23 protein-coding genes and 1 other RNA gene are annotated in these 25317 nt (G+C 40.8%); 6 read left to right on the forward strand and 18 right to left on the reverse strand.

All coding sequences use genetic code 11. From position 1 onward, the window contains the following. Positions 1-102: 102 nt before the first annotated feature. Positions 103-1179: a branched-chain amino acid aminotransferase gene (locus H9649_RS15955; RefSeq protein WP_191695895.1), complete on the reverse strand. Its 1077-nt coding sequence runs from the start codon at positions 1177-1179 to the stop codon at positions 103-105. A 92-nt stretch (positions 1180-1271) separates the two neighbouring features. Between H9649_RS15955 and H9649_RS15960 the strand changes: the two genes are divergently transcribed. Further along, positions 1272-1811, forward strand: coding sequence for a transcription repressor NadR (locus H9649_RS15960; protein ID WP_191695896.1), 540 nt, complete (start codon positions 1272-1274; stop codon positions 1809-1811). Between the two features lie 20 nt (positions 1812-1831). On the opposite strand, the gene H9649_RS15965 is transcribed toward H9649_RS15960, so the two are convergent. Then, positions 1832-2902 carry a mechanosensitive ion channel family protein gene (locus H9649_RS15965; RefSeq protein WP_225229950.1) on the reverse strand — a complete coding sequence of 357 codons (1071 nt, stop codon included), beginning with the start codon at positions 2900-2902 and terminating at the stop codon, positions 1832-1834. Between the two features lie 69 nt (positions 2903-2971). Beyond that, positions 2972-3622 carry an HD domain-containing protein gene (locus tag H9649_RS15970; protein WP_191695897.1) on the reverse strand — a complete coding sequence of 217 codons (651 nt, stop codon included), beginning with the start codon at positions 3620-3622 and terminating at the stop codon, positions 2972-2974. Between the two features lie 136 nt (positions 3623-3758). On the opposite strand from H9649_RS15970, the gene H9649_RS15975 reads away from it, so the two are divergent. Beyond that, the gene (locus H9649_RS15975) at positions 3759-3962 is read left to right on the forward strand and encodes a cold-shock protein (protein WP_191695898.1); all 204 of its coding nucleotides are present in this window, start codon (positions 3759-3761) and stop codon (positions 3960-3962) included. 45 nt (positions 3963-4007) lie between these two features. Here H9649_RS15975 and H9649_RS15980 read toward each other — a convergent pair whose 3' ends face one another. After that, complete coding sequence (locus H9649_RS15980; protein ID WP_191695899.1) at positions 4008-4196, reverse strand: zinc-finger domain-containing protein; 189 nt, start codon at positions 4194-4196, stop codon at positions 4008-4010. 79 nt (positions 4197-4275) lie between these two features. Here H9649_RS15980 and H9649_RS15985 point away from each other — a divergent pair, with 79 nt between their 5' ends. Beyond that, positions 4276-4683 carry a ribonuclease HI family protein gene (locus H9649_RS15985; RefSeq protein WP_191695900.1) on the forward strand — a complete coding sequence of 136 codons (408 nt, stop codon included), beginning with the start codon at positions 4276-4278 and terminating at the stop codon, positions 4681-4683. 89 nt (positions 4684-4772) lie between these two features. Here H9649_RS15985 and H9649_RS15990 read toward each other — a convergent pair whose 3' ends face one another. From H9649_RS15990 to H9649_RS16000, 3 genes are read right to left on the reverse strand one after another with little or no spacing between them, the layout of a single operon-like run. Beyond that, positions 4773-5372, reverse strand: a complete 600-nt coding sequence (locus H9649_RS15990; protein WP_191695901.1) for a metallophosphoesterase family protein — start codon at positions 5370-5372, stop codon at positions 4773-4775. Between the two features lie 14 nt (positions 5373-5386). Next, positions 5387-6208 carry a sulfurtransferase gene (locus tag H9649_RS15995; RefSeq protein WP_191695902.1) on the reverse strand — a complete coding sequence of 274 codons (822 nt, stop codon included), beginning with the start codon at positions 6206-6208 and terminating at the stop codon, positions 5387-5389. 1 nt (position 6209) lies between these two features. Then, positions 6210-9809: a dynamin family protein gene (locus tag H9649_RS16000; protein ID WP_191695903.1), complete on the reverse strand. Its 3600-nt coding sequence runs from the start codon at positions 9807-9809 to the stop codon at positions 6210-6212. A gap of 147 nt (positions 9810-9956) precedes the next feature. Here H9649_RS16000 and H9649_RS16005 point away from each other — a divergent pair, with 147 nt between their 5' ends. Continuing rightward, positions 9957-10409: a chemotaxis protein CheX gene (locus H9649_RS16005; RefSeq protein ID WP_191695904.1), complete on the forward strand. Its 453-nt coding sequence runs from the start codon at positions 9957-9959 to the stop codon at positions 10407-10409. A 56-nt stretch (positions 10410-10465) separates the two neighbouring features. Here the strand turns inward: H9649_RS16005 and H9649_RS16010 are convergent, their stop codons facing one another. The 7 genes from H9649_RS16010 to H9649_RS16040 form a co-directional block, all read right to left on the reverse strand. Then, on the reverse strand, positions 10466-12385 hold the full coding sequence (locus H9649_RS16010; protein WP_191695905.1) for an ATP-dependent DNA helicase: 1920 nt from the start codon (positions 12383-12385) through the stop codon (positions 10466-10468). Positions 12386-12448: 63 nt separating this feature from the next. Beyond that, positions 12449-13582, reverse strand: coding sequence for a THUMP domain-containing class I SAM-dependent RNA methyltransferase (locus H9649_RS16015; protein ID WP_191695906.1), 1134 nt, complete (start codon positions 13580-13582; stop codon positions 12449-12451). A gap of 161 nt (positions 13583-13743) precedes the next feature. Continuing rightward, positions 13744-14129: RNase P RNA component class B (gene rnpB, locus H9649_RS16020), an RNA gene on the reverse strand. A gap of 75 nt (positions 14130-14204) precedes the next feature. Continuing rightward, on the reverse strand, positions 14205-14501 hold the full coding sequence (gene gpsB, locus H9649_RS16025; RefSeq protein ID WP_191695907.1) for a cell division regulator GpsB: 297 nt from the start codon (positions 14499-14501) through the stop codon (positions 14205-14207). A 99-nt stretch (positions 14502-14600) separates the two neighbouring features. Beyond that, positions 14601-15866, reverse strand: coding sequence for a ribonuclease H-like domain-containing protein (locus tag H9649_RS16030; RefSeq protein ID WP_191695908.1), 1266 nt, complete (start codon positions 15864-15866; stop codon positions 14601-14603). Continuing rightward, entirely contained in the window at positions 15856-18135 is a 2280-nt protein-coding gene (locus H9649_RS16035; protein ID WP_191695909.1) for a DEAD/DEAH box helicase, read from the reverse strand. Before H9649_RS16035 ends, H9649_RS16030 begins: the two co-directional genes overlap by 11 nt. Continuing rightward, positions 18132-18503: a YppE family protein gene (locus H9649_RS16040; RefSeq protein WP_191695910.1), complete on the reverse strand. Its 372-nt coding sequence runs from the start codon at positions 18501-18503 to the stop codon at positions 18132-18134. The genes H9649_RS16035 and H9649_RS16040 overlap by 4 nt, the downstream gene beginning before the upstream one ends. Positions 18504-18679: 176 nt before the next feature. Here H9649_RS16040 and recU point away from each other — a divergent pair, with 176 nt between their 5' ends. Together recU and H9649_RS16050 are read left to right on the forward strand one after the other, a co-directional pair. Further along, positions 18680-19318 (forward strand): Holliday junction resolvase RecU, encoded by a 639-nt coding sequence (gene recU, locus H9649_RS16045; protein WP_191695911.1) that lies wholly within the window; start codon positions 18680-18682, stop codon positions 19316-19318. Further along, entirely contained in the window at positions 19315-22014 is a 2700-nt protein-coding gene (locus tag H9649_RS16050) for a penicillin-binding protein 1A (RefSeq protein ID WP_191695912.1), read from the forward strand. The genes recU and H9649_RS16050 overlap by 4 nt, the downstream gene beginning before the upstream one ends. Before the next feature lie 123 nt (positions 22015-22137). On the opposite strand, the gene H9649_RS16055 is transcribed toward H9649_RS16050, so the two are convergent. From H9649_RS16055 to asnS, 4 genes are all read right to left on the reverse strand, one after another. Beyond that, complete coding sequence (locus H9649_RS16055) at positions 22138-22473, reverse strand: YpoC family protein (RefSeq protein WP_191695913.1); 336 nt, start codon at positions 22471-22473, stop codon at positions 22138-22140. Next, complete coding sequence (gene nth / locus H9649_RS16060; RefSeq protein WP_191695914.1) at positions 22463-23119, reverse strand: endonuclease III; 657 nt, start codon at positions 23117-23119, stop codon at positions 22463-22465. Before nth ends, H9649_RS16055 begins: the two co-directional genes overlap by 11 nt. Before the next feature lie 11 nt (positions 23120-23130). Then, a complete protein-coding gene (locus H9649_RS16065) occupies positions 23131-23838 on the reverse strand; it encodes a DnaD domain-containing protein (RefSeq protein WP_191695915.1) in 708 nt (235 codons plus the stop codon). A 164-nt stretch (positions 23839-24002) separates the two neighbouring features. Beyond that, positions 24003-25298 carry an asparagine--tRNA ligase gene (gene asnS, locus H9649_RS16070; protein ID WP_191695916.1) on the reverse strand — a complete coding sequence of 432 codons (1296 nt, stop codon included), beginning with the start codon at positions 25296-25298 and terminating at the stop codon, positions 24003-24005. Between the last annotated feature and the right edge of the window lie 19 nt (positions 25299-25317).

Below are 25317 nucleotides of genomic sequence, written 5' to 3' on the forward strand. Positions count from 1 at the left end.
AAATCATCCGTATATTTAACCACAATAAAACACCCCAAAAGTTAGATTTTCTACTCTAACTTTTGGGGTGCACTTCACAGATTGACAGGATGTTTGTTTTTTTTAGTATTCCACAGTCATGCGCCAGCCAAATGGGTCTTCAAATTTGCCTGTCTGAATGCCAGTTATTGTATCATAGATCTTTTTGGATAATGTGCCAATTTCTCCATTGTTAACAGTGATTTTATTATCAAGCCATGAAAGCTCGCCAATCGGCGATATAACAGCAGCTGTCCCTGTACCAAATGCCTCTTCAAGAATGCCTGCTCGATGCGCTTCATACAATTCTTCTATCGAGATTTTTCGTTCAATTACCGGAATTCCCCAATATTGAAGCAACTCAATGACAGACTTACGCGTAATGCCTTCCAAAATGCTACCATTTAGTTCAGGCGTGATGACTTCGCCGTTTAGTTTAAAGAAGACGTTCATTGCGCCAACTTCTTCAATGTATTTATGTTCTTTTCCATCAAGCCATAATACTTGGGAATAGCCTTTTGCTTCAGCGACTTCTTGTGCTTTCATCGCACCGGCATAGTTGCCAGCCGTTTTCGCACTCCCTGTCCCACCTTTGACAGCACGGACAAACTCAGATTCAACTGCAATTTTCACAGGATTGATGCCTTCTTTGTAATAGGCTCCAACAGGTGACAGGATGATCATGAATCGGTACGTCTTTGATGGTGCGACTCCTAAGTAAGGTTGAGTTGCAATAATGAACGGTCGTATGTATAACGATGTACCTGCCACGTTAGGAATCCAGTCTTTATCGATACGAATCAATTTGCGCAAACCTTCCAGAGCGAGCTCTTCATCAAAATGCGGCATGCAGAGTCTTTCATTCGAACGGTTCAATCTCTTCATATTCTCTTCAGGGCGGAACAGCAGTACTTCATCCTCTTCAGTCACGTACGCTTTCAATCCTTCAAAAACGGTTTGTCCATAATGGAATACGATGGCTGCAGGATCAATTGTAATTGGTTCATACGGGACGACCATCGGATCATGCCATCCACGTCCTTCCGTGTAGTCCATTGTGAACATATGGTCAGTGAACACAGTGCCGAATGCCAATTGATTGGATTCAGGTTTCACTTTTGGTTCTTGTGTCATAATTGTTTCAATCGATACATTTCCCATTGTAAATTCCTCCTATTCAAACGATGTATTTTTTCATTATACACGAAATGCCTTTGTCGAATATGGTAAAATGACTACGAGGAGTGATGCACATGACCGAATCGTTAAAGATGCCTGGAGAAGAGCGGCGCGAAATGATATTAAAAACGTTGAGAGAATCAGCAAAACCTTTTACAGGCAAAGAGCTTGGAGAACTAGCGAACGTCAGCCGACAAGTCATTGTAGGAGACATCAATTTGCTTAAAGCGGTAAATGAACCCATTATTGCAACGAGTCAAGGATATCGCTATATGCACCCTGCAACAGGTCCCGCTAAAATCGAAAAGACATTTGTCTGTATGCACCCACCGGAGCGGACCGAAGAGGAATTGAACATTTTCGTGGATCATGGGTTGACGGTGATGGATGTTAGTGTTGAACATCCGGTATATGGCGATTTGAAAGCTTCAATTATGGTATCTAATCGGCAAGAAGTGAAAGACTTCATGCAGAAAGTGCTTGAAGCAAACGCCGTATATCTAGCTAATCTATCAGAAGACGGCATCCACTTGCATACTGTGTCGGCTACTACACGTGAACAACTTGTTGAAGCTGAAAAAGCATTAAAAAAAGCGGGTATTCTCCTTAAGTGAAGAATCCCGCTTGGTTGTGTTCATTTTTGTTCTTCGACAATCAACTTGCTATTCGGCAAGGCGAAGGTAACATTTTCATCCCGCAAGATATCCATAATTTTAAAGTTGACATCCTCTTTGACTTCCAAATATTTTCCCCAGTCAGTCGTTTTAGTGAAGAAGTAAAACATGAGGTCCATCCCGTTTACCTTATACTCATCAAATGTTACAAAAACGGTTTCCTGGTGAATGTCAGGATGGCTATGAAGCATTTGTCTAATACGGCTAATACTGTTTTCAAGTGAGTCTTTCTGCGTGTCGTACGTTACTTGCAGATTAAAAGAAATACGTCGCTTCCCCATTTTGCTCCAATTCGTTATTGCTTCATTCGCAAGGGTTGCATTTGGAACAGTAACTAGAGCTTGCCCGAATGTACGGATTTTTGTACTGCGGAAAGAGATATCCTCCACGGTCCCTTCTACACTAGGTGTGTAAATCCAATCGCCGATTGTAAAAGGTTTTTCTGTAATGAGAACAATCCCGCCAAATAAGTTGGCAAGTGATTCTTTAGCTGCAAAGGCAAATGCTAAGCCGCCAATTCCAAGTCCCGCAACGAATGTATTCACATTATATCCGAAAACTTGAGCGACAACGCTAACTGTTACGGCGATAATGACAAAGCGCAACGTCTTTGAAAGGAACGGGACGAGTATATCATCAATTTTAATATTGAACCTTGTATTCAGATTAGAAAACAGATTAGAAGTCGCACCTGACAGGTTATAAAACCCCCAACCGATTAAAATGACAATTGATGACCTGATCAAATCAAGAAACAGCAGGTTTTTTTGATTGAAATAAGGAAAATAGCCTGCCGCTATATAAAAACCAATAATCGTAACGAGCCATTGGAATGGTTTCTCAAATGATAGCAAGACATTTGAAAAGAAACTGTTCGGTGCTTTCTTACTAATTTTCAATATGATTGTAAATATGTATTTTGAAAAAACTTTTCGAAATAGCCAAAATAGAAGCAGTATCCCAATTGCGATCAAAGTACTGACCACCTGTTCCATTCTCAACCATTCCATCAATCTTTCAAAGTCTATCATTGTTCGACCTCCTCTTTCATTACGTCCTTCATCTTAACAAACAGATGCGACAAGAAAAAGGAATATACATTACAAGCTTTTCGGTTGAAAACTAGAACCTGTTTCCTCCTCCAGCTGAGTAAGGAAAGCGACCATGAACGCATGACGCTGTGCTGCAAGCCGCTTACCTTCATCGGTAACCATCAATTCCTTTAACAGAAGTAGTTTTTCATAGAAGTGTGTAACAGAAGCAGTTTCCTTAGAACGATATTCTTCTTCAGTCATTTCGCTTCTTGAAATTTCTTGCGTATCGTACAGTTTCCGTCCTCTCGCACCACCAAATGCAAACGTGCGCGCAATTCCTATGGCCCCTATTGCATCAAGTCGGTCTGCATCCCTTACAACTGCGCCTTCGATTGAAGTAATCGCTTTTTCATTTCCGCCGTTGAAAGAAACACTTTGGATAATAGTCAGAACTTGTACTATCGTCTCTTTTTCCATGCCTGCTCGTTGCATTACTTCTTCTGCCGATAAACTGCTTAATTCAGCGTATTTCGGATCGTCGATATCGTGAAGAAGAGCTGCCAGCCGAATAATAGACAAATCAGCTTCAGGCAATGTTGCTGCAATATCTTCTGCATTTTTCATAACACGTAAAATATGATCAAAATCATGGCTGGCGTCAAAACGTTCGTATATATCCCGTACTTGTCGGATGCATTCATTAAAAAGAGTTCCCATTCAATCACCTATTTCATTTAATTTTTAACTCGACAGAAAATTTCGGTACATCGTTGACGCTTAATGTCGATTCATGTATAGTAAAACTAACCATGTAAAAGTGGTGGGACATTGAAATGCCGAGGGAGGAATATGCATGTACCAAGGTAAAGTAAAGTGGTTCAGCAATGAAAAAGGGTATGGTTTCATCGAAACGGAAAATGGCGAGGATGTCTTCGTCCACTATACCGGCATCATGTCAGAAGGTTTTAAGACACTGGATGAAGGTCAGGCCGTATCCTTCGAAATCATTGAAGGGAACCGCGGACCTCAAGCGGCGAATGTCTTGACTATTACGTAAATAATCGTTCATTGAAATATCCCGCCAGTAAATGATGGCGGGATATTATTTTGTCAATTTATTCATTTCATTCCCTAAAAACTTTAGCTGATCTCCGACTGTACATGTTTTGATGCAAAAATGATGGGCACCCGTTTTACCAAATTCCTTTGCATGTTGCCTTTTAGTAAAACATCCTTCACAATACGTATCGAGGACATCATTGATTTCTTCCATTAGGGTCAACTTATCCATTAGAAACCTCCCGATCGGATCATTCATCTATTTTAGTATGCATTCCGTTCAGTTGCAACTAAATCAAAGGAGCGAGCATATGATCGAGCTATATGTCGATGGCGCAAGCGCAGGGAATCCAGGTAAAAGCGGTATTGGAATTTATATTAAAGGCGAGGGTCGTCAAATTCGAGTTTCAGAACCGATAGAACCGACGAATAACCATACAGCTGAATTTACAGCTTTACTTAGAGGACTTGAAGAAACAGAGAAAATCACGTCGGGTATCGTTTCTGCTCGTTCCGATTCAAAGGCAGTCGTTTCAGCCTTTGAAAATGAATATGTGAAAAATGAACTCCATAAAGAATTTTTACAGAAGATATTAATGATCACAAAAAAATTCGATTTCTTCTTCATCAAATGGATTCCTGAAGCAGAAAACCGTACAGCGGACAGCCTCGCCCGCCAAGCGATTCATAAGGAGAAGTCTTGGAGACATGAAGAGTAGCTTTGACGTAAAAATTTCTCTCCAATTAGAATATGCAAAAAAAGCATTGACCGATCGGCCAGATTTCGCCGATGGTCAATGCTTTTCTACTAGGCTTTCATAAAAGTAATTGTATTGTCAATGCTATCGTACAAAACCCATTCCCTGTCGAAGATGACAGCGCCGACATTTACAAGTGTCTGTTCATCACCAATCGTATAAGGTTTTCCAAATACGACCTTTTCTTCTGCAAAACCGTCACGTAGCAAACCAGAACGGTGACTATGACCATAAAACGTAAGAGCGGTTGTTACTTCAGCTTTCTGCAATGACCAAGGATCACCGCCCCATTCAAATTGATGACCATGGATCACTTCAGCTGCACCAAGCTCCATGCGTTCGGGCATGGCAGATAGGAGACCGAGAAGAGGATCTTCCGTTTCTGTGATAAAAAGAATCCGCTCTTCCTGATTTCCTATGACAGAAGGAAATGTCAGCATCTCGACGAAACCTTCAGGCAACAGCATGACGTCTGAAAGGTTATCGAACTTCTTATTAGTAATAAGACGTTTGCTAATTGTACATTCAAACAAATCCCCAGTACCTACTAAGGTTGCATCAGGTGCCTGTTCTGTAACATGTAGAAGAACTGCCTTCAAATCTTCTTTGGAGGAATGTACATCACCGATTAGCGCATATTTCATTTGCATCAAAATTCCTCCGTTCAGCTTTTCTCTATTACAATCTCGTCCCTTGAAATCCAGTCACTATAACTGCCGACATACAAGTTCACATTGTTATAACCATGTTGTTTTAACATAGCATATAGTGGTGCAGCAGTAACTCCACTACCACAATAGACAGTAATAGTATCGTCTTTTTCTACCACTTGAGAAAGTCGTTCGGCTATTTGGGTACCCATTGAAAACTGGCCATTTTCTTTCAACTGTTCCCAATCAAGATTCCGAGCTCCTGGTATGTGGCCAGCAATAGGATCAATTGGTTCAACCTCTCCTCTATACCTTTCGCCAGACCGTGCATCCAAAAGTATATTGCCTGTTACTCCAGCTACAGTGCGCTCAACGAATTGGCGAGATGCGTAAATGGCTTCATTCCACACAGGCTCTACATCTGATTGTGTCGGTATTGGCGACTTATCGGTAACTGGAATCCCAGTCGAAATCGCATCATCAAAACCTTCCAATAAGATGAAGGAATTTTTAAAACCGGCATATTGTAAAAACCACCATGCTCTTGCAGCGAAAGGGCTACCACCGTCATCATAGACAATGACTTCGTCATCCAGTTGCAATCCACTTCTACGGAATAATAACGTTAAAGAATGTTTATCAGGCATCGGATGTCTGCCTTCTTTTTTGGACATGTCGGAAAGGTCTTCTTCCAAATGCCAATATACAGCTCCTTCGATATGACTATTTTCATATTCCTTCAAGCCGAATTCAGGATCTTGCAATGAAAAACGAGTATCTATCCACTTCACATCATTAAATTTGACATCGTTAATCGATTTAAATACTTGTGTCATTTCAATTAGACTCCTTCACTCGAATTTTTTCATGAATTGTTCGCCATTCTTCCAATTGTTCACTATCAGAAAGTAAAGATCTTTCGGATTCAATCTGTTGAATGCTTTGATTAAGTAAGTGGGTGCGCAAACCTTCTGACTCACTTTTAATCCATTGTTCAGCCCATTGTTCGATTCGTTCTTTTTCATTGCCTAAATAGGTAGATGAGTCTTGCTTTAACTGCTCTTCTAACTGATCCCTCAAAATGAGCCTATCTCCTTTTTCGAAGAACGCCTTTTGGTTTTTGAACAATCGATTGACACTACTATAGACGGACGGCTGTTCGAAAGGCATTTGGAATGAAAGCATCTCCACGTCAGTCGGTTCGTAAGGTGAAGGAGAAATTGATTGGTCTTTCTCAGACAACTTACGCGTTTCATTACGTTGCCGTTCTTTCAATTGCTTGTTCATGAAATTTAACATCCGCAAGTTTGTCACCTTTAACTCTTGGGTCAAATCGAATCCAACCATATTGACAGTTTCAGATAGTGCCATGGATAATGCTTTATCAGTTGGATAATTCGCAAAAGTTGACGGGCTATAACCTTCTTTGAAGAAGTCGCCAAAACGCAAGAATACCCGTTGAAGAATATAGTACACTAATTCATTCAGCTCATTAGTAGAGGCTTTGCGAATGACTTCTGCAAAACCGTGGGCAAAATGAGATCTGATTTCTTGTTCGAATCGATCGAGTTCCAATAATCGTTCCGCTTTGCGCGTACGGTTTTTTTCAGTCCGTTCGATTAAAGTCGATAAGCGATGAATCGTCTTATCCACTTCTTCTTCAAGTGCCTGAATGGCCAACCCTTTTAAATCATGCTTCAGGAAATGTTTAAAATGATCTTCAAATGCTTGCATAGCATCATCTTCTTGCCCCGAAAGTTTCCCATCTAATGCTTTGAGACTTGAAATTCCATGGACGCGCGGATGACGGATACCGAATGTCGTCAATTCCTGTTCTACGAACGATTTCACAGCTTCCGCCTCTTCCTCATTTGAAGCAAGGTCAATCGCATTGACGATGAAAAACATTTTATCAAGTTCAAAGGCGTCTTTCACTCGACCTAACTGTATGAGGAATTCACGGTCCGCCCTAGCAAAAGCATGATTATAATAAGTGATGAACAGTATAGCGTCCGCATTGCGGATGTATTCGAACGCTACATCAGTGTGACGGGCATTAATTGAATCTGCACCTGGAGTATCTACAAGTGTTATTCCTTGTCTCGTCAACGCACAGTCAATGAATAAATCAATCGAATCGACAAAGCAGCTTCTCTCTTCTTCAGCAACAAAAAGAGCAAACTCGGTTTGGTCCACATTCATCGATTGACCAAGACTTTCACCATATGTTGGATAGCCTCTCTTGAACGCACGTATGAACGTTTTGTGAATATGCAAACTTTCATCTTCAAGTTCTTTTGCGAGCACTTCATCGGTACGTTCGAACGCTTCCGTTAACGATGTAATCGGCATGCCTATTGCTTCGAATGAAAATGCGACATCCGCAAGCATCTGCGTTGTCGATTTTAAATTCACATCAGCGGTACGGTCTTTTTTTCCCTCCACAACAGGGCGAATTCGGTTAATAGCTGCAGTTGTAGGATTTGGAGATACAGGCAACACACGGTCGCCAATTAATGCATTTGAGAAAGATGATTTTCCTGCACTGAAAGCGCCAAATAATGCGACGGTAAATTCCTGTTGAGACAATCGTTCAGATTTGTTATGAAGGTAATGAGCTGTTTCCATGAAACCAGGGATTTCCATAACAGAATCCGCAATCCGTTGCGCCTGTTCAATCACTTTGTCAGCATCTGAGAATGAAGACATAGTCTCGGTCTTTACTTCCAAGCTTTGGTGTACAACCTCGTCTCCTACCTCTTCCCCTGTCGCAAGAGAATGCAATTCTACTGTTTTAATCGCTATTTTTTCTTCCCACTTTTCCAGTAATTTGGCGCTTCTATTCAAAAGATCTGTAGAAGGGGTCGTAATGCTATCTATGTACGTTTCCAATTGTCTAGATATTTTCTCGACTATCGCAATGGCATCCAACTTAGTTTCAAGCGTCTGAACGGAATGTAATAAACGATCTACTTGCTCGTTACCTGCATGGGCAGCAATCGTAGACATCTCCATTTTCCACTCATCTGTCCGTTTTTTAAATATCTGCTGAATGCCTACTTTCATTTGCTCTGCCAAATTCAGTACTGTGTCACCCGTCATTATATCTGTAACAGGCAAGTATTGATCGATTTCATCGAAAGGAATTTTCATGTCCATTTCATCAATTGCAATGGAGCGTTCGTCGGTCATCAAACCAGCATGCTTTAATGTATTCTTCATTAATGCTTTTAAATGCACTTCTATTTGTGTATGGATGAGGTCAGATAGATTACGGTCAAAATCAGAACGTCTTCTCTCTCGTTCTTCGGCCGTTTTTTTAGCACCGAACAATAACCCGACTTTAAACCGTGGTGATTTGGATTCGATATATGCTTTCATTAGTTCACGTGTTTCAAAAGGGCTTATTGCAGCATTCCTAAGAAGTTCATTACGCTCGCTTTCAAATGAAGCATAAAACTCGTCCCCACTCAAAAGGGAAGCGCGTTTTTTCAATTCTTTAACGTCAGTGGCAATTCCATCATACTGCGACCATTCATCTTCGGAAACGATGTCTGCGTAGATAGATTTCCGCTCTTTAAGCTCTTCTTGCAAGAAATTAATATGCTCTTCTTGTAACTTAAGCAGTGATTGTTCAGCATTCTCAACGAACCTGTCTTTCCAATTCGAAATGGAACCATCGACGATGGCTTTTACTTTAGTAAAATCATTATTTGGATGATCTTCTGCACGTAAAGACGTGTAAAAAATACCTTTAGGTTCAACACCCCATAAACGGAATGAATCTTCAACCGAATTCTTGAAATCTTCAAAACTTAATTCACTTTCACGGTGTTTATCAATTTGGTTAATGATTAAGTAAACGTTCGGATTATAACGGAGAAGTTCTTTTGTAAACTTAAAATTTAATTCTGATTGAACGTGGTTGTAATCCATCGTGTAAAATACTAGGTCTGCGAGATGTAGTGCTGATTCAGTTGACAATCGATGGGCGTCATCAGTCGAATCTACTCCTGGTGTATCCATTACAGTTATCGCTTCAGGCAAGCTTGAATTAGGATGTCCAATTTCTATTAATGCGATTTCTGCTCCATCTTTACTAAAAGCTTTAATAGCATCAGGAAACCCGTGGCCTTCTAACTTCAATGTTGTGCCGTCCGTTTTATGTATGATGACATATTCTTCATCAGTCTTTTTTACTTTAACGATATTCGCACTTGTCGGAATCGGGCTTGATGGTAATAGATCTTCTCCTGTCAAAGCATTGATCATCGAGGATTTACCTGCAGAAAAGTGCCCGGCAAAGCCGATGACAAACTCTTTGTCTATCAATTTCTTCGCTAAGGAGGAAGCTTTTTTCAAACGCTCTTCATCATTGCTCTCGATAAATAACTCACCATGTATGGATGTCTGTTTTAATATTTCATTAGTTTGCATTGTTTTCGACCCTTCTTTCGTTTCTCTCCCTATCATAACATCTTTACACAATCTAACTACCTATAAAAGTCATTCTATTTTCATCTATACTTATGACCTTTATCATGGTATTATTAGACTAAACATTTTTCAGAAGGAGGTGTCCATATGAGTACTGCTGTCAATATACAAAAATTATTAAACGGGGCCATCACTTCTTTGACAAATATCGTTCCTGTTAAATTCGATGTTTTAGCTCCAGTCCTTACAAGTGAGCCTTATGAGCAGAAAGAGTTAAGTGTTCTCATACATATTGTTGGTGCTATTAAAGGCAGATTGATTTTAGATACAAATATAGATGTTATAGAACTTATAGGACTATCAATGTTCGGAATGAACATTGAAGGGGAAATGGTTGAATCCTTCACAGGTGAGCTTGGCAATATGGTTGCAGGTAACTTATGTACAGTATTAGAATCTGATGATTTTGTACTAGATATATCTACTCCGACTGTCATGACGGGAAAAACAAAATTTTATGGATTCAAAAAAGCTTTTAAATTGCCCGTTCGTTTCGACAGCGGCTCCATGATGAATATTTTATTAACGATTGATGAATGAAAAATGACAAAAGCTGTCTTTGACCAGTTTACTGGTACTGAAGACAGCTTTTAAATTTATAATACAGCAGCAGTCAATTGAATTTCAACCGGGAAAAGTCTTGAAATGACTTGTTTCATCTCTTGCTCTTTACCCTCGAGCAATATGTGCACTGTTCCATAATCCTCAGACGTCCTAATTAGGCGTCCTGCACCCTGTCTAAGACGAAGAAGCATGAATGGAAGATCGACTTCTTCAAATGGCTTTTCAGCATTTTTTCTGCGTGCGTCAAATAATGGGTCTTTCGGTGGGACAGGTAGATCATAAATGATGACTCTCGTTAGAGCATCTTGCGGGATATCAAGACCTTCCCATAGATGATAAGAACAAAGGATAGAAATGTTCTTCTGTTGGAAATCGCGAATCATCGCAGACAATTCACGTTCTCCTTCAAAAGCAATTTTTGTCTTCTGTTCTTCGTCAAGTTGAGCTTCAAAGTCGAGCATTGATTGTTCTGACTTGAAAAGCAACAAAGTTTGTTGTTCGTCCCGTAACAATCCCTCGACATATTTGGATTTCCCATTCACTTCAACATCCGTTACGAGTACTTGCATCTTTTCTTTATAATCAAAAGGTGATTGAACTGAAAAAGAGAGGAAATCCTCTATTCCAAGACTATCGAGTATATATGTGAAATCCTCTTCAACCGATAAAGTTGCAGAAGAAAAGACAATTGGTATTTGTGAAGAGAATAATTTTTCCTGCAAAATATCTGTCACAAGACGAGGCATAATGATTAACGTCACTTCATCAGCACGTTTTTCTAGCCAATCAACAACATCATTTTCGGAGATGAATAGTTCCATGGAGAAAATATATTGCTCTAAATACTCTTCTACCATCTTCAAATCATATTCAGGAATAATATACAATTCACCTTCAAAGACGAATTCTTCAAGGAGCTCCGTAGATATAGCAACTGCATCTTTCCCTGCAGCGAGCAGTTCTGCGCTTTTCTGAATCGCTATCCGTTCGTCAAGGCCTACTTGAGCGTTCGACTTTAAAAGACGGAAGAAATGTTCATGTACATCAATTAGACGTTCCATCAGTTGCAACGTCTCTTCTCTAATCCCATCTACCATAATGCGTTCCATCAAGTTTAATAATGTTTGGTTTTGAACTTCGTAAGTCAATGCGCGCTGAGCAGAATACTCTAGCAGATGCCCTTCGTCAAAAACAATCATTGAAACTTCAGGAAGCAGCGTCAATTGTTCTTGACGTTTTCTAGATTCTTTAGTCCATATGTGCTCCATATAAAAATCATGCGAACATATAATAAGATCAGCCGATTCACGGTAATGATTGCGATGAATCGTTTGACCACATCTGTTTCTAACGTCACAAGCTAAACATTGCTGAATCGGATTGAAGTTTATGGAGTTCCATTGTTGATCGTTCAAATCTGGATAGTCTGAACGCTCTCCGTATGGATAAATGGACTGTAGTGAACCATTTCCATTTACAAAATCCGGCAGTTCGCCGTGAATGATTTCCGCAAATTCTTCATCAGAAGCGTCCAGTGTATCATCCAAACGTTTCAGACAGACATACTGGTCACGTGCTTTAGCAAGGCGTACATCTATATCGATATTAAGTGCTTCACCAATCTTATGGATATCGCCTTCTTTTTTCACTAACTGATCTATTAATGTCTCATCCGCACAAGAAATAAGAGCAGGCTTCCCTGTGTATCTTGCATAAGCAATTGCCGGAAGCAAATACGCAATTGTCTTACCTGTTCCCACTCCAGCTTCAGCTAACAACACTTTCTTTTCTTTTAATGCCTGCTCGATCTGAAATGCCATAAAAATCTGTTCGTCTCTGCATTCAAATCCTTTTTCCGTCAAATCGTCATATAATGTATCGCCAATCCAATCATTTAGGGATTCGTAGAAAGACTTTTCTTTTGATAATGCAAACGGCATTTTATTGCTCATCAGACCATCTCCTTTGCTCTATGCACATACAAACGGAAGAGGAGTGACCTCTTCCGTCGTTTTTTAATCTTTATGTCGTTGACCCCAATATTGATAAAAATCAGTTCTAATGAATCCATTAAACAACTTACGTTTCTTAGTCGCTTTTTTACCATACATCGTTTCGAAGTTTTCAAGAGAAGATAACATATAAACCGACCAGCTCGGATACTTTTCCATTATCGAACCGAGAATACTTGTAATGTCCTCAGCTTCTTCAATTTCTCCTAAACGCTCTCCATAAGGAGGGTTACCGACTAAGACACCGTTTATACCTTCCAGTGTCAAGTCACGTATATCACCCTGTTCCCATTGTATTAAGTCCATGAAACCCGCTTCGACAGCATTCTGTTGAGCTATCTTAATCATTCGAGGATCAACATCAAACCCTTTAATGTCGAGTGGCTGATCGTATTTCGCAAGATCTTCAGCCTCTTCACGTATCCGATCCCAGATGGATGAATCGATCCATGGCCAATGCTCACTACTAAATTCGCGATTATAGCCAGGTGCAATCTGTTGGCCAATCATCGCAGCTTCAATTGCGATTGTACCAGAACCGCAGAAAGGATCTACAAATGGACGATCTGGATTCCAACGTGTCAATTTGACGAGTGCTGCAGCTAATGTCTCTTTCAGCGGTGCATCCCCTTGGCTCATACGGTAACCACGTTTATGAAGTCCTGTACCGCTAGAATCGATTGTAAGTGTAACCTTATCTTTTAGTATGGATACTTCCAGTTTAAATAAAGGACCTGTTTCAGCGAGGAATCCAGTACGTCCATACGCTCTGTTTAACCGGTCAACAATTGCCTTTTTGACGATAGCCTGGCAATCTGGAACACTGTACAAAATTGATTTAACGGACTTCCCTGCTACTGGGAATTCAGCGTCAACAGGAAGAAATTGTTCCCAGGGTAATGATTTTGTTTGTTCGAACAGGTCATCAAATGTCGTTGCTTTGAATTCACCGACAACAACACGCACGCGATCTGCAACGCGAAGCCACATGTTTGTTTTTGCGATTGCTGCCTCGTCACCTTCGAAATAGACTTTACCGTTTTCCGTCGTTGTTTGGAATCCTAGTTCTTTTACTTCGTCTGCAACAATGGATTCCAGTCCCATTGCCGAAGTCGCGACTAATTTATAGTTTGTCATGCCTTCTCAACTCCAATTCTGAACTTCAGGAAATAATATAATTATTCTATATGTACTATAGTGTGTGAAAAGGTTCTTGGATCCATCCATACCTTTTCAAATGAAGAAATGCTCTCCAAAACAGAAGGAGAGCATTGATTGTTGTATGTAACCATCGTGAATTCGATAAGCCATGTTTTGTTCCCGTGTACTCAAACGGCTTGCGCCTCGTACTTAGGGCGGTAATCATCTATCTACAGACATTGTCTGTCCCTTCATCAGTTAAATTCCTTCAGAAGAGTGCCCCTACCATAATTTGGGTTTCTCGCTCATGGGGTTTACCGCGTTCCATCTGTTTCGTTTCCAAAACAGCTACGTCACTGTGGCACTTTTCAGGGAACCTCATCCATATTTGCAGAAGCAAACGTAGGATTTATCCCCGCCGTCAAAGCGCATTGCGCAATGCCCCGGCTTATTTTTTCGCCGAGCACGAACACTACGGTCATCTCAGAACCGTGCGAGCATGGACTTTCCTCTACAACCGAAGTTGCAGCGATTACCTGAATTCACACTATGGTTTCAACAGTATAATCCTTTTTTCAACAAATATCAATGTCTGAGCTTATATTTCTAATAGATCGTCTTATTCATAATCGTATAGCTTGCTGCCGAATACATGTTTTTCCAAATTGGAAATTCTTTTTAAAAGATCAAAGTTAGTTGTATTTGTATTCGGAGTTGCAGGACGTTTAGCTGCAGAAGCCAGCTCATCCTTCAGTTTTTCATTCTCCAAACGCAGTTCAGAAATGGTTTTTTTGAAAGCTTCATAATCTTGAATGACCTGATCTAAAAACAAGTCAACATCTTCTTGGTTATAGCCGCGCATACCGGTTTTGAACTCTTTTTCAAGTATCGTTTTAGAATCAAGTTTTATTTCCATGAAATAACGTCCTTCCATCTATGTTTACATGACGCAATTATAGCATATTTTGTAGCTACTTGTCTTTCTATTTCATTGGAGCGGCACGTATTATGTCGGTTACTGCGCTTCCCCGGGAAATAGTTTTCTACGTAATCTCATTTCCCGATGGTTAAAAGCATTTCCCATCCTGATTTTAAAACATTGGGAAATATCCGTATCCTTTGCAGTGATAGAGATTGCTATCATGGTCCATTTTAGTGCGTTATGCAACTCATTCATCCTATGCTCATACAGTTTCGTTAATTCCTCGCATGCTATCACTCTTTCTCTTCCAGTCAATCCATACGCTGCGATGAGGAAAGAGTCTAACGCTTCGGCATATTGTCCTTCCCTCTTCAAAATGAATGCGATATGGAAGTGTGCTCTAGGCTCATCGTTGCCGTATTCCACTATTATCCGTTGTAATATTTCCTTGCTCCGACCATATGATTTCAAATCAGTAAACCATTTCCCGATATTCGTTTCTGCGTTTGACGTTGCATGGGCAGTATCTAGCAATAACATATCTGTCGATCTGATATATAGAGTGACAAGGGAAAGTATATCCCACTCATTGTGGAGAAGCACTTTCATAAGCATCTCTGCGCGGCCGTTTTTCACGGCATCCTGATAAATGATCGGTGCCATATATCCAGGTATGTCTCCATCACGGAAAAAGCCCAATTGTTCCTCTTCAACGGCTGTCAGCTTAAATGTAGCCATTTCGTTTTTCCAAATTCTTTTGGAACCATGTAACAAATCGATTTCGGTATGTTTGAGCAATGGAGGTAGGGCGTCCCTATTCATCGTCCATCTCGTCTGCACTTGAGGCATATCAAAACTTTTACCGTTGTACATGACGATGGACATCGGTGTCTTCCACAAGTTTGTCGCATAGAGAAATGCCGCTTCATGGTCAGGACCAGGCAACACGTATTGAGTTAAAGTGAAAGATGTCTCCGTGTATTCAATGAAACCCATGAGAAAAATAAGGGTACCAGCACCTTTAAGGCCAGTCGTCTCTGTATCGAAAAAGACAAGCGGTCGATCGAAATTAGGTGACAGTGGATGGATTTCTTTCGCTTCCTTCCATCTCTCAACAGTATGGAGTAACCCGGCCAATTGATAGTTCCCATGTTCATAATGAAGGTCGTAGTTTATGACACGCTTATAGACTGTGCCATATTCATTCTCTTCTTTAACGAGGCCTTCACTCAGCCACTGCTCTTCGTAAGGTGGAGATGGAGGGATAATGTGTTTTCGCTCGGTTTCTATTTCTGTTGTTTTCGGTATTTTCTTTTTGACGAGTTTCTTCATTTGCATTAGTTTTGCTTCATACGACATCGTTCTGTCCTCCATTTAAAGCGCGCAGGAGTGATAATACGTCTTGTTTCACACGGATTCCTTCTTCTTGGGCGCCTATGCATACTGGACAGCCATTTTCACAACGGCAGCCTTTAACGTGCTGAGCCGCCATCTTCAGTAATTCGCTCCATCTAGTAAAAATCTTTTCGCTTAAACCAATTCCTCCTGGGTAGCTGTCGTAAATGAAAATCGTCGGCTTTTCAGTATGAACGGCCTTCACTTGAGGAACGACATGAATGTCAGAACGGTCACAGCGGACAAATAACGGAATGAATGATTGAATAGCATAAGCGGCACCCGTCAATGCATCGGTCAGATCGGACTCTTTCCAACCGCCAGGCGTATTGAAGGAATACCACGTTGAAGTCGTATGCAACTCTTCAGCAGGCAATGAAATCGGACCCGATCCGATATTGTCGTGTGAGTCAAAACGGATCTTTTTGAATATCGTAGGAATCGCTAACACGGCGATATCTCCGTACGCTACTTCAGCTTCACCCAATGTATAGATTTCATCTTCACTCATCACTTTCAATTCTACGGCCAAATTGGCGTCTGTATAATAATCTACGTCCACTTCTCGGACATATGCTTTTTTTTCTTCCCAATCGAGCAGTTCTACTTGGTATTGCTTCCCTTGATGGATGTAGATCGCCTCTTCATGCAAGAGCGTCATTGCGCTGTATCTATCCATTTCTCCAATGACAACTGTACCTTTAGGGATCGATTTGTCGATAATGACGACATTTTCCTGCGAAGCTGAGCGCAAACTGATTTCACTCGCGGGAAAACGATCCGTCATCCAGTGCCATTTATCCGAAGTCTTTACAAGAATGCCTTCGCTTTCTAAATACGCAAGCAGTTCCTGGACTTCGAACTCTCCGTACATTTCAGTCATTGTGAACGGTAACTCAAACGACGCACATTTTAAGTGGTCCATCAAAATAAGCATGTTATCAGGATGGATGCGTGCTTCTTCGGGTGTCTGGCCGAGTAGATAGTCGGGATTTTGAATGATGTATTGGTCAAGCGCCATCGATTGGGCGACATAGATGATGAGTGCATCGTCCTGTCTTCTTCCCGCTCTTCCCGCCTGTTGAAAGGCGCTTGCAATATTCCCTGGGTAACCTGTCATTATGCATGCCTGAAGTTGACCGATATCTATTCCAAGTTCAAGTGCATTTGTACTGACGACTGTTTTAATGTCACCATCACGTAATCTCTTCTCGATCACTCTGCGTTCAGAAGGCAAATAGCCACCTCTATAACCCATAATTGTCGTATCGAACAATTTTTTCTTTGTCAGCTCTTTCATATAGGTAACTAGCATCTCAACTCGCACCCTACTTTTCGCAAAGATGATCGTCTGAATCCCTTCCCTATATAAAAACGAAGCGATATCCCGGACTTCAAGTATTGCACTGCGTCTAATGCCAAAGGTTTTATGGACGACAGGAGGATTATAAAAGATGAAATGCTTAACCCCTGAAGGAGCCCCATTGTTTGTAATGAGTTGCATTGGAGAATTAGTCAGTGCTTCTGCGAGCTCTTTTGGATTCGCAATGGTAGCTGACGTGCAAATGAAAACCGGATTAGATCCATAATAATTACAGATTCTCTTCAACCTTCTAAGTACATGGGCGACATGGCTTCCGAATACACCTTTATACGTATGTAGTTCGTCAATGATGATGTACTTCAAGTTTTCAAAAAGCGATACCCATTTCGTATGATGCGGCAATATTCCTGAATGGAGCATATCAGGATTTGTCAAAACGATATGACCCGATTTGCGAACTTTCGTCCTAAGTCCAGGTGCAGTATCTCCATCGTACGTATAACTTAATATTGTTTCTTCGCTCGCTTCAATCAAGCTATGCAAATCCGCAAGCTGATCTTGAGCTAAAGCTTTCGTCGGAAATAAATACAAAGCCCTTGATGAATCATCTTCTAGAATGCTTTGCAGAACCGGGAGATGATAACAAAGAGATTTGCCTGAGGCTGTCGGAGTGACGGCAGTAATCGAGTTGTGAGCTGTCGCCAAGTCAAACGCTTCCCGTTGATGACTGTATAATTGCTGTATCCCTCTTTTATCCAACGCTTTTACAATGGAGGAATGAAGTCGTTCTGGAAAAGGAGCATAGGAAGCCGCTTTCCCTTTAACCATTTCATGATGGACAATATTTCTTGAGATTTCCGGATCTGCTGTCAAGCGGCCGACAACTTCTTTGACGCTTGCCTTCTTCAATTATCAGTCTCTCCTTCTTCCTGCAATGCTTTCAATACTGTTTTCAACGTATACATCGCCGAATTAATCGAAAGGACGAAACGTTTTTTCCCTGTCTTTGAATAGAATGATTGGACAATGAATTGTTTCATGGAGTCATTCAGTGATTCAATTTGATGGAGATGGACATATTTCGGACGCTCATTTCTAATTAACATCCGTATTTCCTCTGTCCACTCTTCAAGTAATCTATGATTTGTATCAGCGTATGGTTTTACTTCATTGAAAAAGTCAGGTTCATGCCCAGTTTCTCTCATCTTTGTATGTCTTGCGAGACATTCTTCGCAAACAGAAAGGAGTTGGACGGTTTTTTCTTGTAAAGTTGTCATGTAAGTTCTTCCTCTCCGAACGTGTTACCTCTAGTCTATCAAAAATTATGAAAGACACCAAACTTCAACGAACGTGTATTCTTTCACATCGTGTGGGATTTGTCTTTAAAGAGGAACTTTTAAAAGGCTGTTCCGTCTAATCATTATGGTATGATAGGGAATGCGAGGTGGTAGGTATGACAATACGATATCCGAATGGGAAAAAATACGAACCTGTCCAACAACAGATAACGAGCAAAAATAAGAATTTTTCATTCAGCAATCGCGGGAAGACGCTTGAAGAAGAGCTCAATGAATCCAATGAGTTTTACCTATCAAGATCCATTGCCGTCATCCATAAAAAGCCGGTGCCAATTCAAATCGTCCATGTGAAATATCCGGTGCGTAGTGCAGCGGTCATTACAGAAGCCTACTTCAGATCACCATCTACTACGGACTTTAACGGTGTGTGGAAAGGAAAGTATATAGATTTTGAAGCAAAGGAAACTACGAGCCGTACTTCTTTTCCATTGAATAACATTCATGATCACCAAGTAGAGCATATGAAAAAAGTGACCGAACACGACGGAATTGCTTTTTTAATTGTGAAATTCACTTCACTAGAACGTTATTTTATCGTTCCCTATGACTATTTTGAGGAAAAGTGGGAAAGGAAGATAGCAGGCGGCCGAAAATCTATAACACTTAAAGAGATTGAAGACATGTCAATTGAGATTGAGGCAGGATTCAATCCCCGGCTTGATTACTTGGCTGCTTTAGAACATCTTTTGCAGTCGCCTATAAAAGAACGCATTGAAAGGCAGGAAAACGAATGAGTGATCAAACAAATTCGCGTGCAGCTCGTCGCCAACAATTAGAGAGCGAACGAAAAAAACGCGGCACTAAGAAAAGCCCTAAAAAAAACAGCAAGACGATTATAAAGAAAGTCTTACTTGGTATAGTCGCCCTCGGTTTAGCTATACTTGTCGGCGGTGCTGGCCTATTTGCCTTCTATGCAAGTAGTGCACCAGATCTTGACGAGAAGTTATTGAAAGATCCATTGACATCCAACATTGCAGACCGCAACGGTGATGTGTTCATGAAGCTCGGTGAACAAAAGAGAGAGTTCGTTCCCTATGATGAAATCCCTGAAGAAATGCGGGATGCCATCCTTGCTACTGAAGATGTTCGGTTCTTCAAACACCACGGAATGGATTTCTGGAGACTTGGTGGAGCGGTCCTTGCGAACTTCCGTAGTGGATTTGGATCCCAAGGAGCTTCTACATTAACGCAGCAAGTCATTAAAAACTCCTTTCTATCTGATAAGAAAACATTGAAACGTAAAGCCCAAGAAGCTTGGCTAGCCTTCAAACTCGAAAGAGAATACAACAAAAAAGAAATCTTTGAAATGTATTTTAATAAAGTACTTATGTCTGGACGGGTCCATGGATTTGGTACCGCTGCAGATAATTTCTATGGCAAGAAACTAGACGAACTCGAACTCCATGAAATGGCAATGTTAGCTGGATTACCCCAGTCCCCTAACGGCTACAATCCATTCAAAAATCCTGAACGGGCTGAAAAACGGAGAAATATTGTACTTGGTTTAATGTATAAGCATGAAAAGATCACGAAAGAACAGATGGAAGAAGCAAAAGCGATTCCAGTAACACAAACACTTCTTCCAGAAGATCAACGACAAGATAATGAAAACTCGAAATACCTCGCTTATGTGGATATCGTATTGGATGAATTAGAAGCTGCAGGCATGACGGATCTTATTTCAGAAGGTGTTACTATACAAACATCCCTTGATCCGAAAGCTCAACAATCTGTCGAAAATGCGATCAATTTCGCCACATATGAATCTGATGAGATGCAAGCAGGCATGACTGTACTTGATACGAAAACAGGTGAAATTGTTGCGGTCGGCGGCGGACGTAACTATAGCGGACGCAACTTGAATTTTGCTTCCGGCGACAATGTCAGACAGCCGGGATCGATTATTAAACCGATTCTCTCTTACGGTCCAATTATCGAAAATGAAAGTTGGTCAACAGGTCAAACCGTTGTCGATGAACCTTATAAATACAAAGGTACCGACGTTTCCATTCAAAACGTGGATGGTAAGTATCAAGGTGCTATGACAATTCGAGAAGCTTTATATAAATCCAGAAATATTCCAGCGGTTAAAGTTTTTGAACAGGCTGGTCCAAAAAAAGCGGCAGAATTTGCTAATAAGCTCGGTTTCAAGTATGAAAAAATGGATTCCTCGAACTCTTTAGGTGGAGGAGCATATGAAGTTTCTACTATGCAGATGGCTGGTGCATACGCAGCTTTCGGTAATGGAGGAATTTATACGAAACCTCATGCCGTGAAGAAAGTCATTCTTCGTGACGGAAAAACAGAACGAAATCTTGCCCCTGATCCAGTCGCAGCTATGAAAGATTCAACTGCTTATATGATCACGGATATTTTACGGGATGTCATTTCAATGGGTACCGGTAAAACGGCAAATGTACAAGGTTTGGATATGGCAGGAAAAACAGGTACAACAAACTATGACTCAAAAACGAAACAAGCTAATAACTTAAAAAACACCGACGTTCCTGATAGTTGGTTCACGGGGTATACGACTGAATACACCATTTCCGTATGGGGTGGTTATAAAGACTTCAAGACACCGATTTCCTCAACTGGAGAAGGTGGTCGTCTAGTTCCCCAAACGCTATTCCGTACAGTGATGACGGAGTTGGTCGCTGGCAAGACGACGCCTCACTTCAAACAGCCGAGTTCGGTTGAAGAAGCACGCATTGTCAAAGGATCTAATCCTATGGTATTGGCAGGTAACTATACACCTGATTCCATGACGAGCACTGAGTTGTTCGTACGTGGCACCCTTCCTACTGAAGTTGTGGAAGAAGAAGTTCTAACAGAGCTCGAAGCACCAACAAATTTGACGGCAGATTATGATGATGGCAGTCAATCGATTACATTGCAATGGAATCACGATGCACCAGACGATGATCTTTTTGACGGCACTGTCCAATTTGATGTCCTCGTTGCTGTAGACGGCAGTGAAGCGCAAAAGATGACGACGACTGAAGAAAATTCTATAACATTCTCAGGAGTTGAGGCTGGCCGCACATATGTGTTCCAAGTAATCGCTCGAGCAGGTGACTTGGAAAGTAGCCCGGCATCCACTTCCCTGATGATTGATGAGCAAGTTGAAGAAGAGCCGGTAGAAGAACCAGACGAGTTCGAAGATGATCAGAACAATGATCAAAATCAAGATCAAAATGAAAATAACAACGGCAATAATGGCAACAACAACAACAACAACAATAATAATAATAATAATAATAATAATGGTAACAATAACAGTAATAACGGCAACAACGGTAATGATGGCAACAACAATGGCTCATCTGGAGGAACTAGCGGAAACGACGGTTCAAATTCCGGAAGTGATGGTAGTGATCCTGGAACGGGCGGAGACACAAGTGGATCTGATACTGATGGCGATGAATAACAGGTAACTACTATTTAGGCAGTTGGAATAATACATTCCAACTGCTTTTTTATTTTTTAGCTCTATCATAATTAAAAGGACTACGCTCTATTCCTTTAGAATAACGTAGTCCAATTATTTAACTTATCGATTTCTCATTGCCAACTGACTGGCTGCTTTTTTTATCGCCTCAGAGAAGAGTGCTTCCAATTGAATAAATGCGAATCGGCTTGAAACCTTTTCGGTAATGAACTCTAATCGTTCTCTATCATTTAATGGTCTTATATCTATTCCAAAACTACGGGCATTATCTTCCGCAAATTTCGCAACCATTGAATGGTAAAGATCAATTGCTTCTTTCATCAATTCCGTCTTAATTAAGTCGTTATTAGAGAACGCAATGGCGAGCTTCTCTTTTACTATTAGCCAAGAATTCCGGAATTCTTCAAGACTTTCTTTACGCAAGTCTTCATAAGTCATGTTTTAGTTTCATCCTTTTCTTTCCTTCCCTACAAATCGAAAGAAGCGGGCATTCACCACACGCGGGATTTTGGGCTTTGCAATGGTAACGTCCAAAAAAAATGAGTTGATGATGCGTATCTGTCCATTTATCGATTGGAGTCCATCTCATGATTTTCTCTTCTACAACTAGTACGGAATCTTTCCAACGATTCATTCCGAGTCTTTTGGCAACTCGTTCGACATGTGTATCGACTGCAAGCGCCGGTATATTAAATGCGTTAGAGACAACAACATTCGCTGTCTTCCTTCCGACACCTGGAAATGTTGTAAGTACGTCCCTATCAGCAGGTACATCCCCATTAAATTGTTCAATAAGCATGGCGCTCAAAGCTTGTATATTTTTCGCTTTATTTCGGTAAAGTCCAATTGAACGAATGTCAGTTTGTAATTCTTCTATCGGAACAGACAAATAATCTTCAGGCTTTTTATATTTAACAAATAAATCTGCAGTCACCCTATTCACAAGTACATCTGTACATTGTGCTGAGAGTAGAGTAGCGACAAGCAGCTCAAATGCATTGTCATGAACTAATTCACAATGTGCATCCGGAAACATTTTTCCGATCTCGTCCAAACAAAATTCCCACTGTTTCTTCGTCAACATGTTGAATCACCCTATTCTCGTTCTTCGAGCCAATTGTAAAACGGCACTTTTTTCACAGTCCTATCTTCTTTTTGCATTGGCCTGACAATGGCTGTCCTAAATGTTTTAGTTTGTTTTTCAACATCCGCTAATGTCTTTACATTCTTTTTCTTCCATTCAAATAGAATTCTGTCAATATATCGCAAGCTCATTTTCTGTGCGAGCACCGCTTCTTTCAAAGCAGCTTTAATAATTTGCACCGTATGACCGTCATCATCAAGCCACATTGTAATGGTTTCGCATTCCATCGGTGATAGCAAACGTCCGAATTCCTGTTCAAAAATAGTGAAAATCTCGCCTTCATCATCCTTGACTACCTGTTCTTCCTCAGCTGATTTAGCTGAAACAAGAAGATCTATGAGACGATCCCATAATGGTTGTAGTGAAAATTGTTCAAATAGGACGCCATTTTCATCTTCACCCTGGTGTATTTTCAAAAGCCCCCGTTGCATAAGTCGCTGTAAAACTTCAGAAACTTGATTAACATCGAGATGCATCCGAGACTCCAAATCAGATGGAGTCGGAAATTTCGCTCCGTCTGCTTGTATGGACAACATTTGCATCATTAACATGGCCTCGACATCTTTTATACCTAATTCTTTATAATGCTGAAAAAAAAGCTGAGAAATAGTTACATTCCCCCGCTCGATCCACAATCGGAGTCGTTCTTCGTGTTGCATGTCGAGCACCTCTCTATAATAAATGATAAAGCTTCATTGATAGCTTTTAATTATTCTTCCCAAGGGAAAACTTACGAAAAAGCCGGGCAGAAGAAAAGATACTTCTTCGGCTCCGGCAATTTCATGTAGTGCTAAATGATTCACATTGTCTAACATCCTTTAAATTACGGATACAATCTGTTTAATAGACGTGGGAATGGAATGGATTCTCTTACGTGCTCTGCACCTGAAATCCAAGCGACAGTTCGTTCTAATCCTAGACCGAAACCAGAATGAGGAACTGCCCCATATTTACTGAGATCCAAATACCATTCATAAGCAGATTCATCTAAATTATGTTCTTTAATACGTTGTTTCATCAATTCATAATCATATATACGCTCAGAACCGCCGATAATTTCACCATAGCCTTCAGGTGCGATTAAGTCCGCACAAAGCACGACGTCATCGCGATCCGGGTGAGGTTGCATATAGAAAGGTTTAATGCCAATCGGATAATGTGTAATGAATACAGGCATATCATATTTCTCGGCAATCGCCGTTTCATGCGGAGCTCCGAAATCATCTCCCCATACAATATCGTCAAACCCTTCTTCATGAAGGAATTTAATCGCTTCATCATATGAGATTCTCGGGAATGGCGCTTTAATCTTCTCGAGTTTTGATGTGTCTCGACCAAGTCTTTCCAACTCCAATGAGCAGTTTTTCAAGACAGACTGTACAAGATGAGCGACAAACTGTTCTTGCACTTCCAAGCTCTCTGCATGCTCAACAAATGCCATTTCAGGCTCTATCATCCAGAACTCAATTAAGTGTCTGCGTGTTTTCGACTTCTCCGCACGGAATGTCGGACCGAAAGAGAATACCTTTCCAAGAGCCATTGCTGCGGCTTCCATATACAGTTGACCTGATTGGGACAAATAGGCATCTTCGTCAAAATACTTCGTATGGAACAGTTCAGACGTCCCTTCTGGTGAAGATCCCGTCAAAATAGGCGGATCGATTTTAACAAAACCGTTTGTATGGAAAAATTCATATGTAGCACGAATAATTTCATCACGGACTTTCATAATTGCGTGCTGTTTACGAGAACGCAACCATAAATGGCGATGATCCATTAAAAATTCAGTACCATGCTCTTTCGGTGTGATTGGATAATCGACTGCTTCCTTTATAATTTCAATATCCTTCACCTGAAGTTCAACACCGAATGAAGAACGCTCATCGACAGTCACTTCTGCTGTTATATATAGCGAGCTTTCCTGATGCATAGCTTTCGCTTTTGCAAAAATATCTTCTCCTACTACTTCCTTTACGACAACACCTTGAACGAATCCAGATCCGTCTCTCAGTTGAAGGAAAGCAATCTTTCCACTTGATCTTTTGTTTGCCAACCAAGCTCCGATGCGTACAGTTTCACCGATATGATTAGGCATTTCATGTATCATAATTGTTTTCATAAGTTCCTCCGAATATAAG

Source organism: Sporosarcina quadrami (assembly GCF_014836615.1).
Lineage (GTDB): Bacteria > Bacillota > Bacilli > Bacillales_A > Planococcaceae > Sporosarcina > Sporosarcina quadrami.

Bases quoted from the DNA above. Each gene is read 5' to 3' on its own strand.
- nth (WP_191695914.1), bottom strand. From the start codon at position 23,119: ATGTTGACGAAGAAACAGTGGGAATTTTGTTTGGACGAGATCGGAAAA.
- H9649_RS16015 (WP_191695906.1), bottom strand. From the start codon at position 13,582: ATGACAAACTATAAATTAGTCGCGACTTCGGCAATGGGACTGGAATCC.
- H9649_RS16005 (WP_191695904.1), top strand. From the start codon at position 9,957: ATGAGTACTGCTGTCAATATACAAAAATTATTAAACGGGGCCATCACT.
- H9649_RS16010 (WP_191695905.1), bottom strand. From the start codon at position 12,385: ATGAGCAATAAAATGCCGTTTGCATTATCAAAAGAAAAGTCTTTCTAC.
- H9649_RS16000 (WP_191695903.1), bottom strand. From the start codon at position 9,809: ATGCAAACTAATGAAATATTAAAACAGACATCCATACATGGTGAGTTA.
- H9649_RS15955 (WP_191695895.1), bottom strand. From the start codon at position 1,179: ATGGGAAATGTATCGATTGAAACAATTATGACACAAGAACCAAAAGTG.
- H9649_RS15975 (WP_191695898.1), top strand. From the start codon at position 3,759: ATGTACCAAGGTAAAGTAAAGTGGTTCAGCAATGAAAAAGGGTATGGT.
- H9649_RS16030 (WP_191695908.1), bottom strand. From the start codon at position 15,866: ATGTCGTATGAAGCAAAACTAATGCAAATGAAGAAACTCGTCAAAAAG.
- H9649_RS16040 (WP_191695910.1), bottom strand. From the start codon at position 18,503: ATGACAACTTTACAAGAAAAAACCGTCCAACTCCTTTCTGTTTGCGAA.
- H9649_RS15990 (WP_191695901.1), bottom strand. From the start codon at position 5,372: ATGCAAATGAAATATGCGCTAATCGGTGATGTACATTCCTCCAAAGAA.
- gpsB (WP_191695907.1), bottom strand. From the start codon at position 14,501: ATGGAAATAAAACTTGATTCTAAAACGATACTTGAAAAAGAGTTCAAA.
- H9649_RS15995 (WP_191695902.1), bottom strand. From the start codon at position 6,208: ATGACACAAGTATTTAAATCGATTAACGATGTCAAATTTAATGATGTG.
- H9649_RS15960 (WP_191695896.1), top strand. From the start codon at position 1,272: ATGACCGAATCGTTAAAGATGCCTGGAGAAGAGCGGCGCGAAATGATA.
- H9649_RS15965 (WP_225229950.1), bottom strand. From the start codon at position 2,902: ATGATAGACTTTGAAAGATTGATGGAATGGTTGAGAATGGAACAGGTG.
- recU (WP_191695911.1), top strand. From the start codon at position 18,680: ATGACAATACGATATCCGAATGGGAAAAAATACGAACCTGTCCAACAA.
- H9649_RS15980 (WP_191695899.1), bottom strand. From the start codon at position 4,196: ATGGATAAGTTGACCCTAATGGAAGAAATCAATGATGTCCTCGATACG.
- H9649_RS16050 (WP_191695912.1), top strand. From the start codon at position 19,315: ATGAGTGATCAAACAAATTCGCGTGCAGCTCGTCGCCAACAATTAGAG.
- asnS (WP_191695916.1), bottom strand. From the start codon at position 25,298: ATGAAAACAATTATGATACATGAAATGCCTAATCATATCGGTGAAACT.
- H9649_RS16065 (WP_191695915.1), bottom strand. From the start codon at position 23,838: ATGCAACACGAAGAACGACTCCGATTGTGGATCGAGCGGGGGAATGTA.
- H9649_RS15985 (WP_191695900.1), top strand. From the start codon at position 4,276: ATGATCGAGCTATATGTCGATGGCGCAAGCGCAGGGAATCCAGGTAAA.
- H9649_RS16055 (WP_191695913.1), bottom strand. From the start codon at position 22,473: ATGACTTATGAAGACTTGCGTAAAGAAAGTCTTGAAGAATTCCGGAAT.
- H9649_RS15970 (WP_191695897.1), bottom strand. From the start codon at position 3,622: ATGGGAACTCTTTTTAATGAATGCATCCGACAAGTACGGGATATATAC.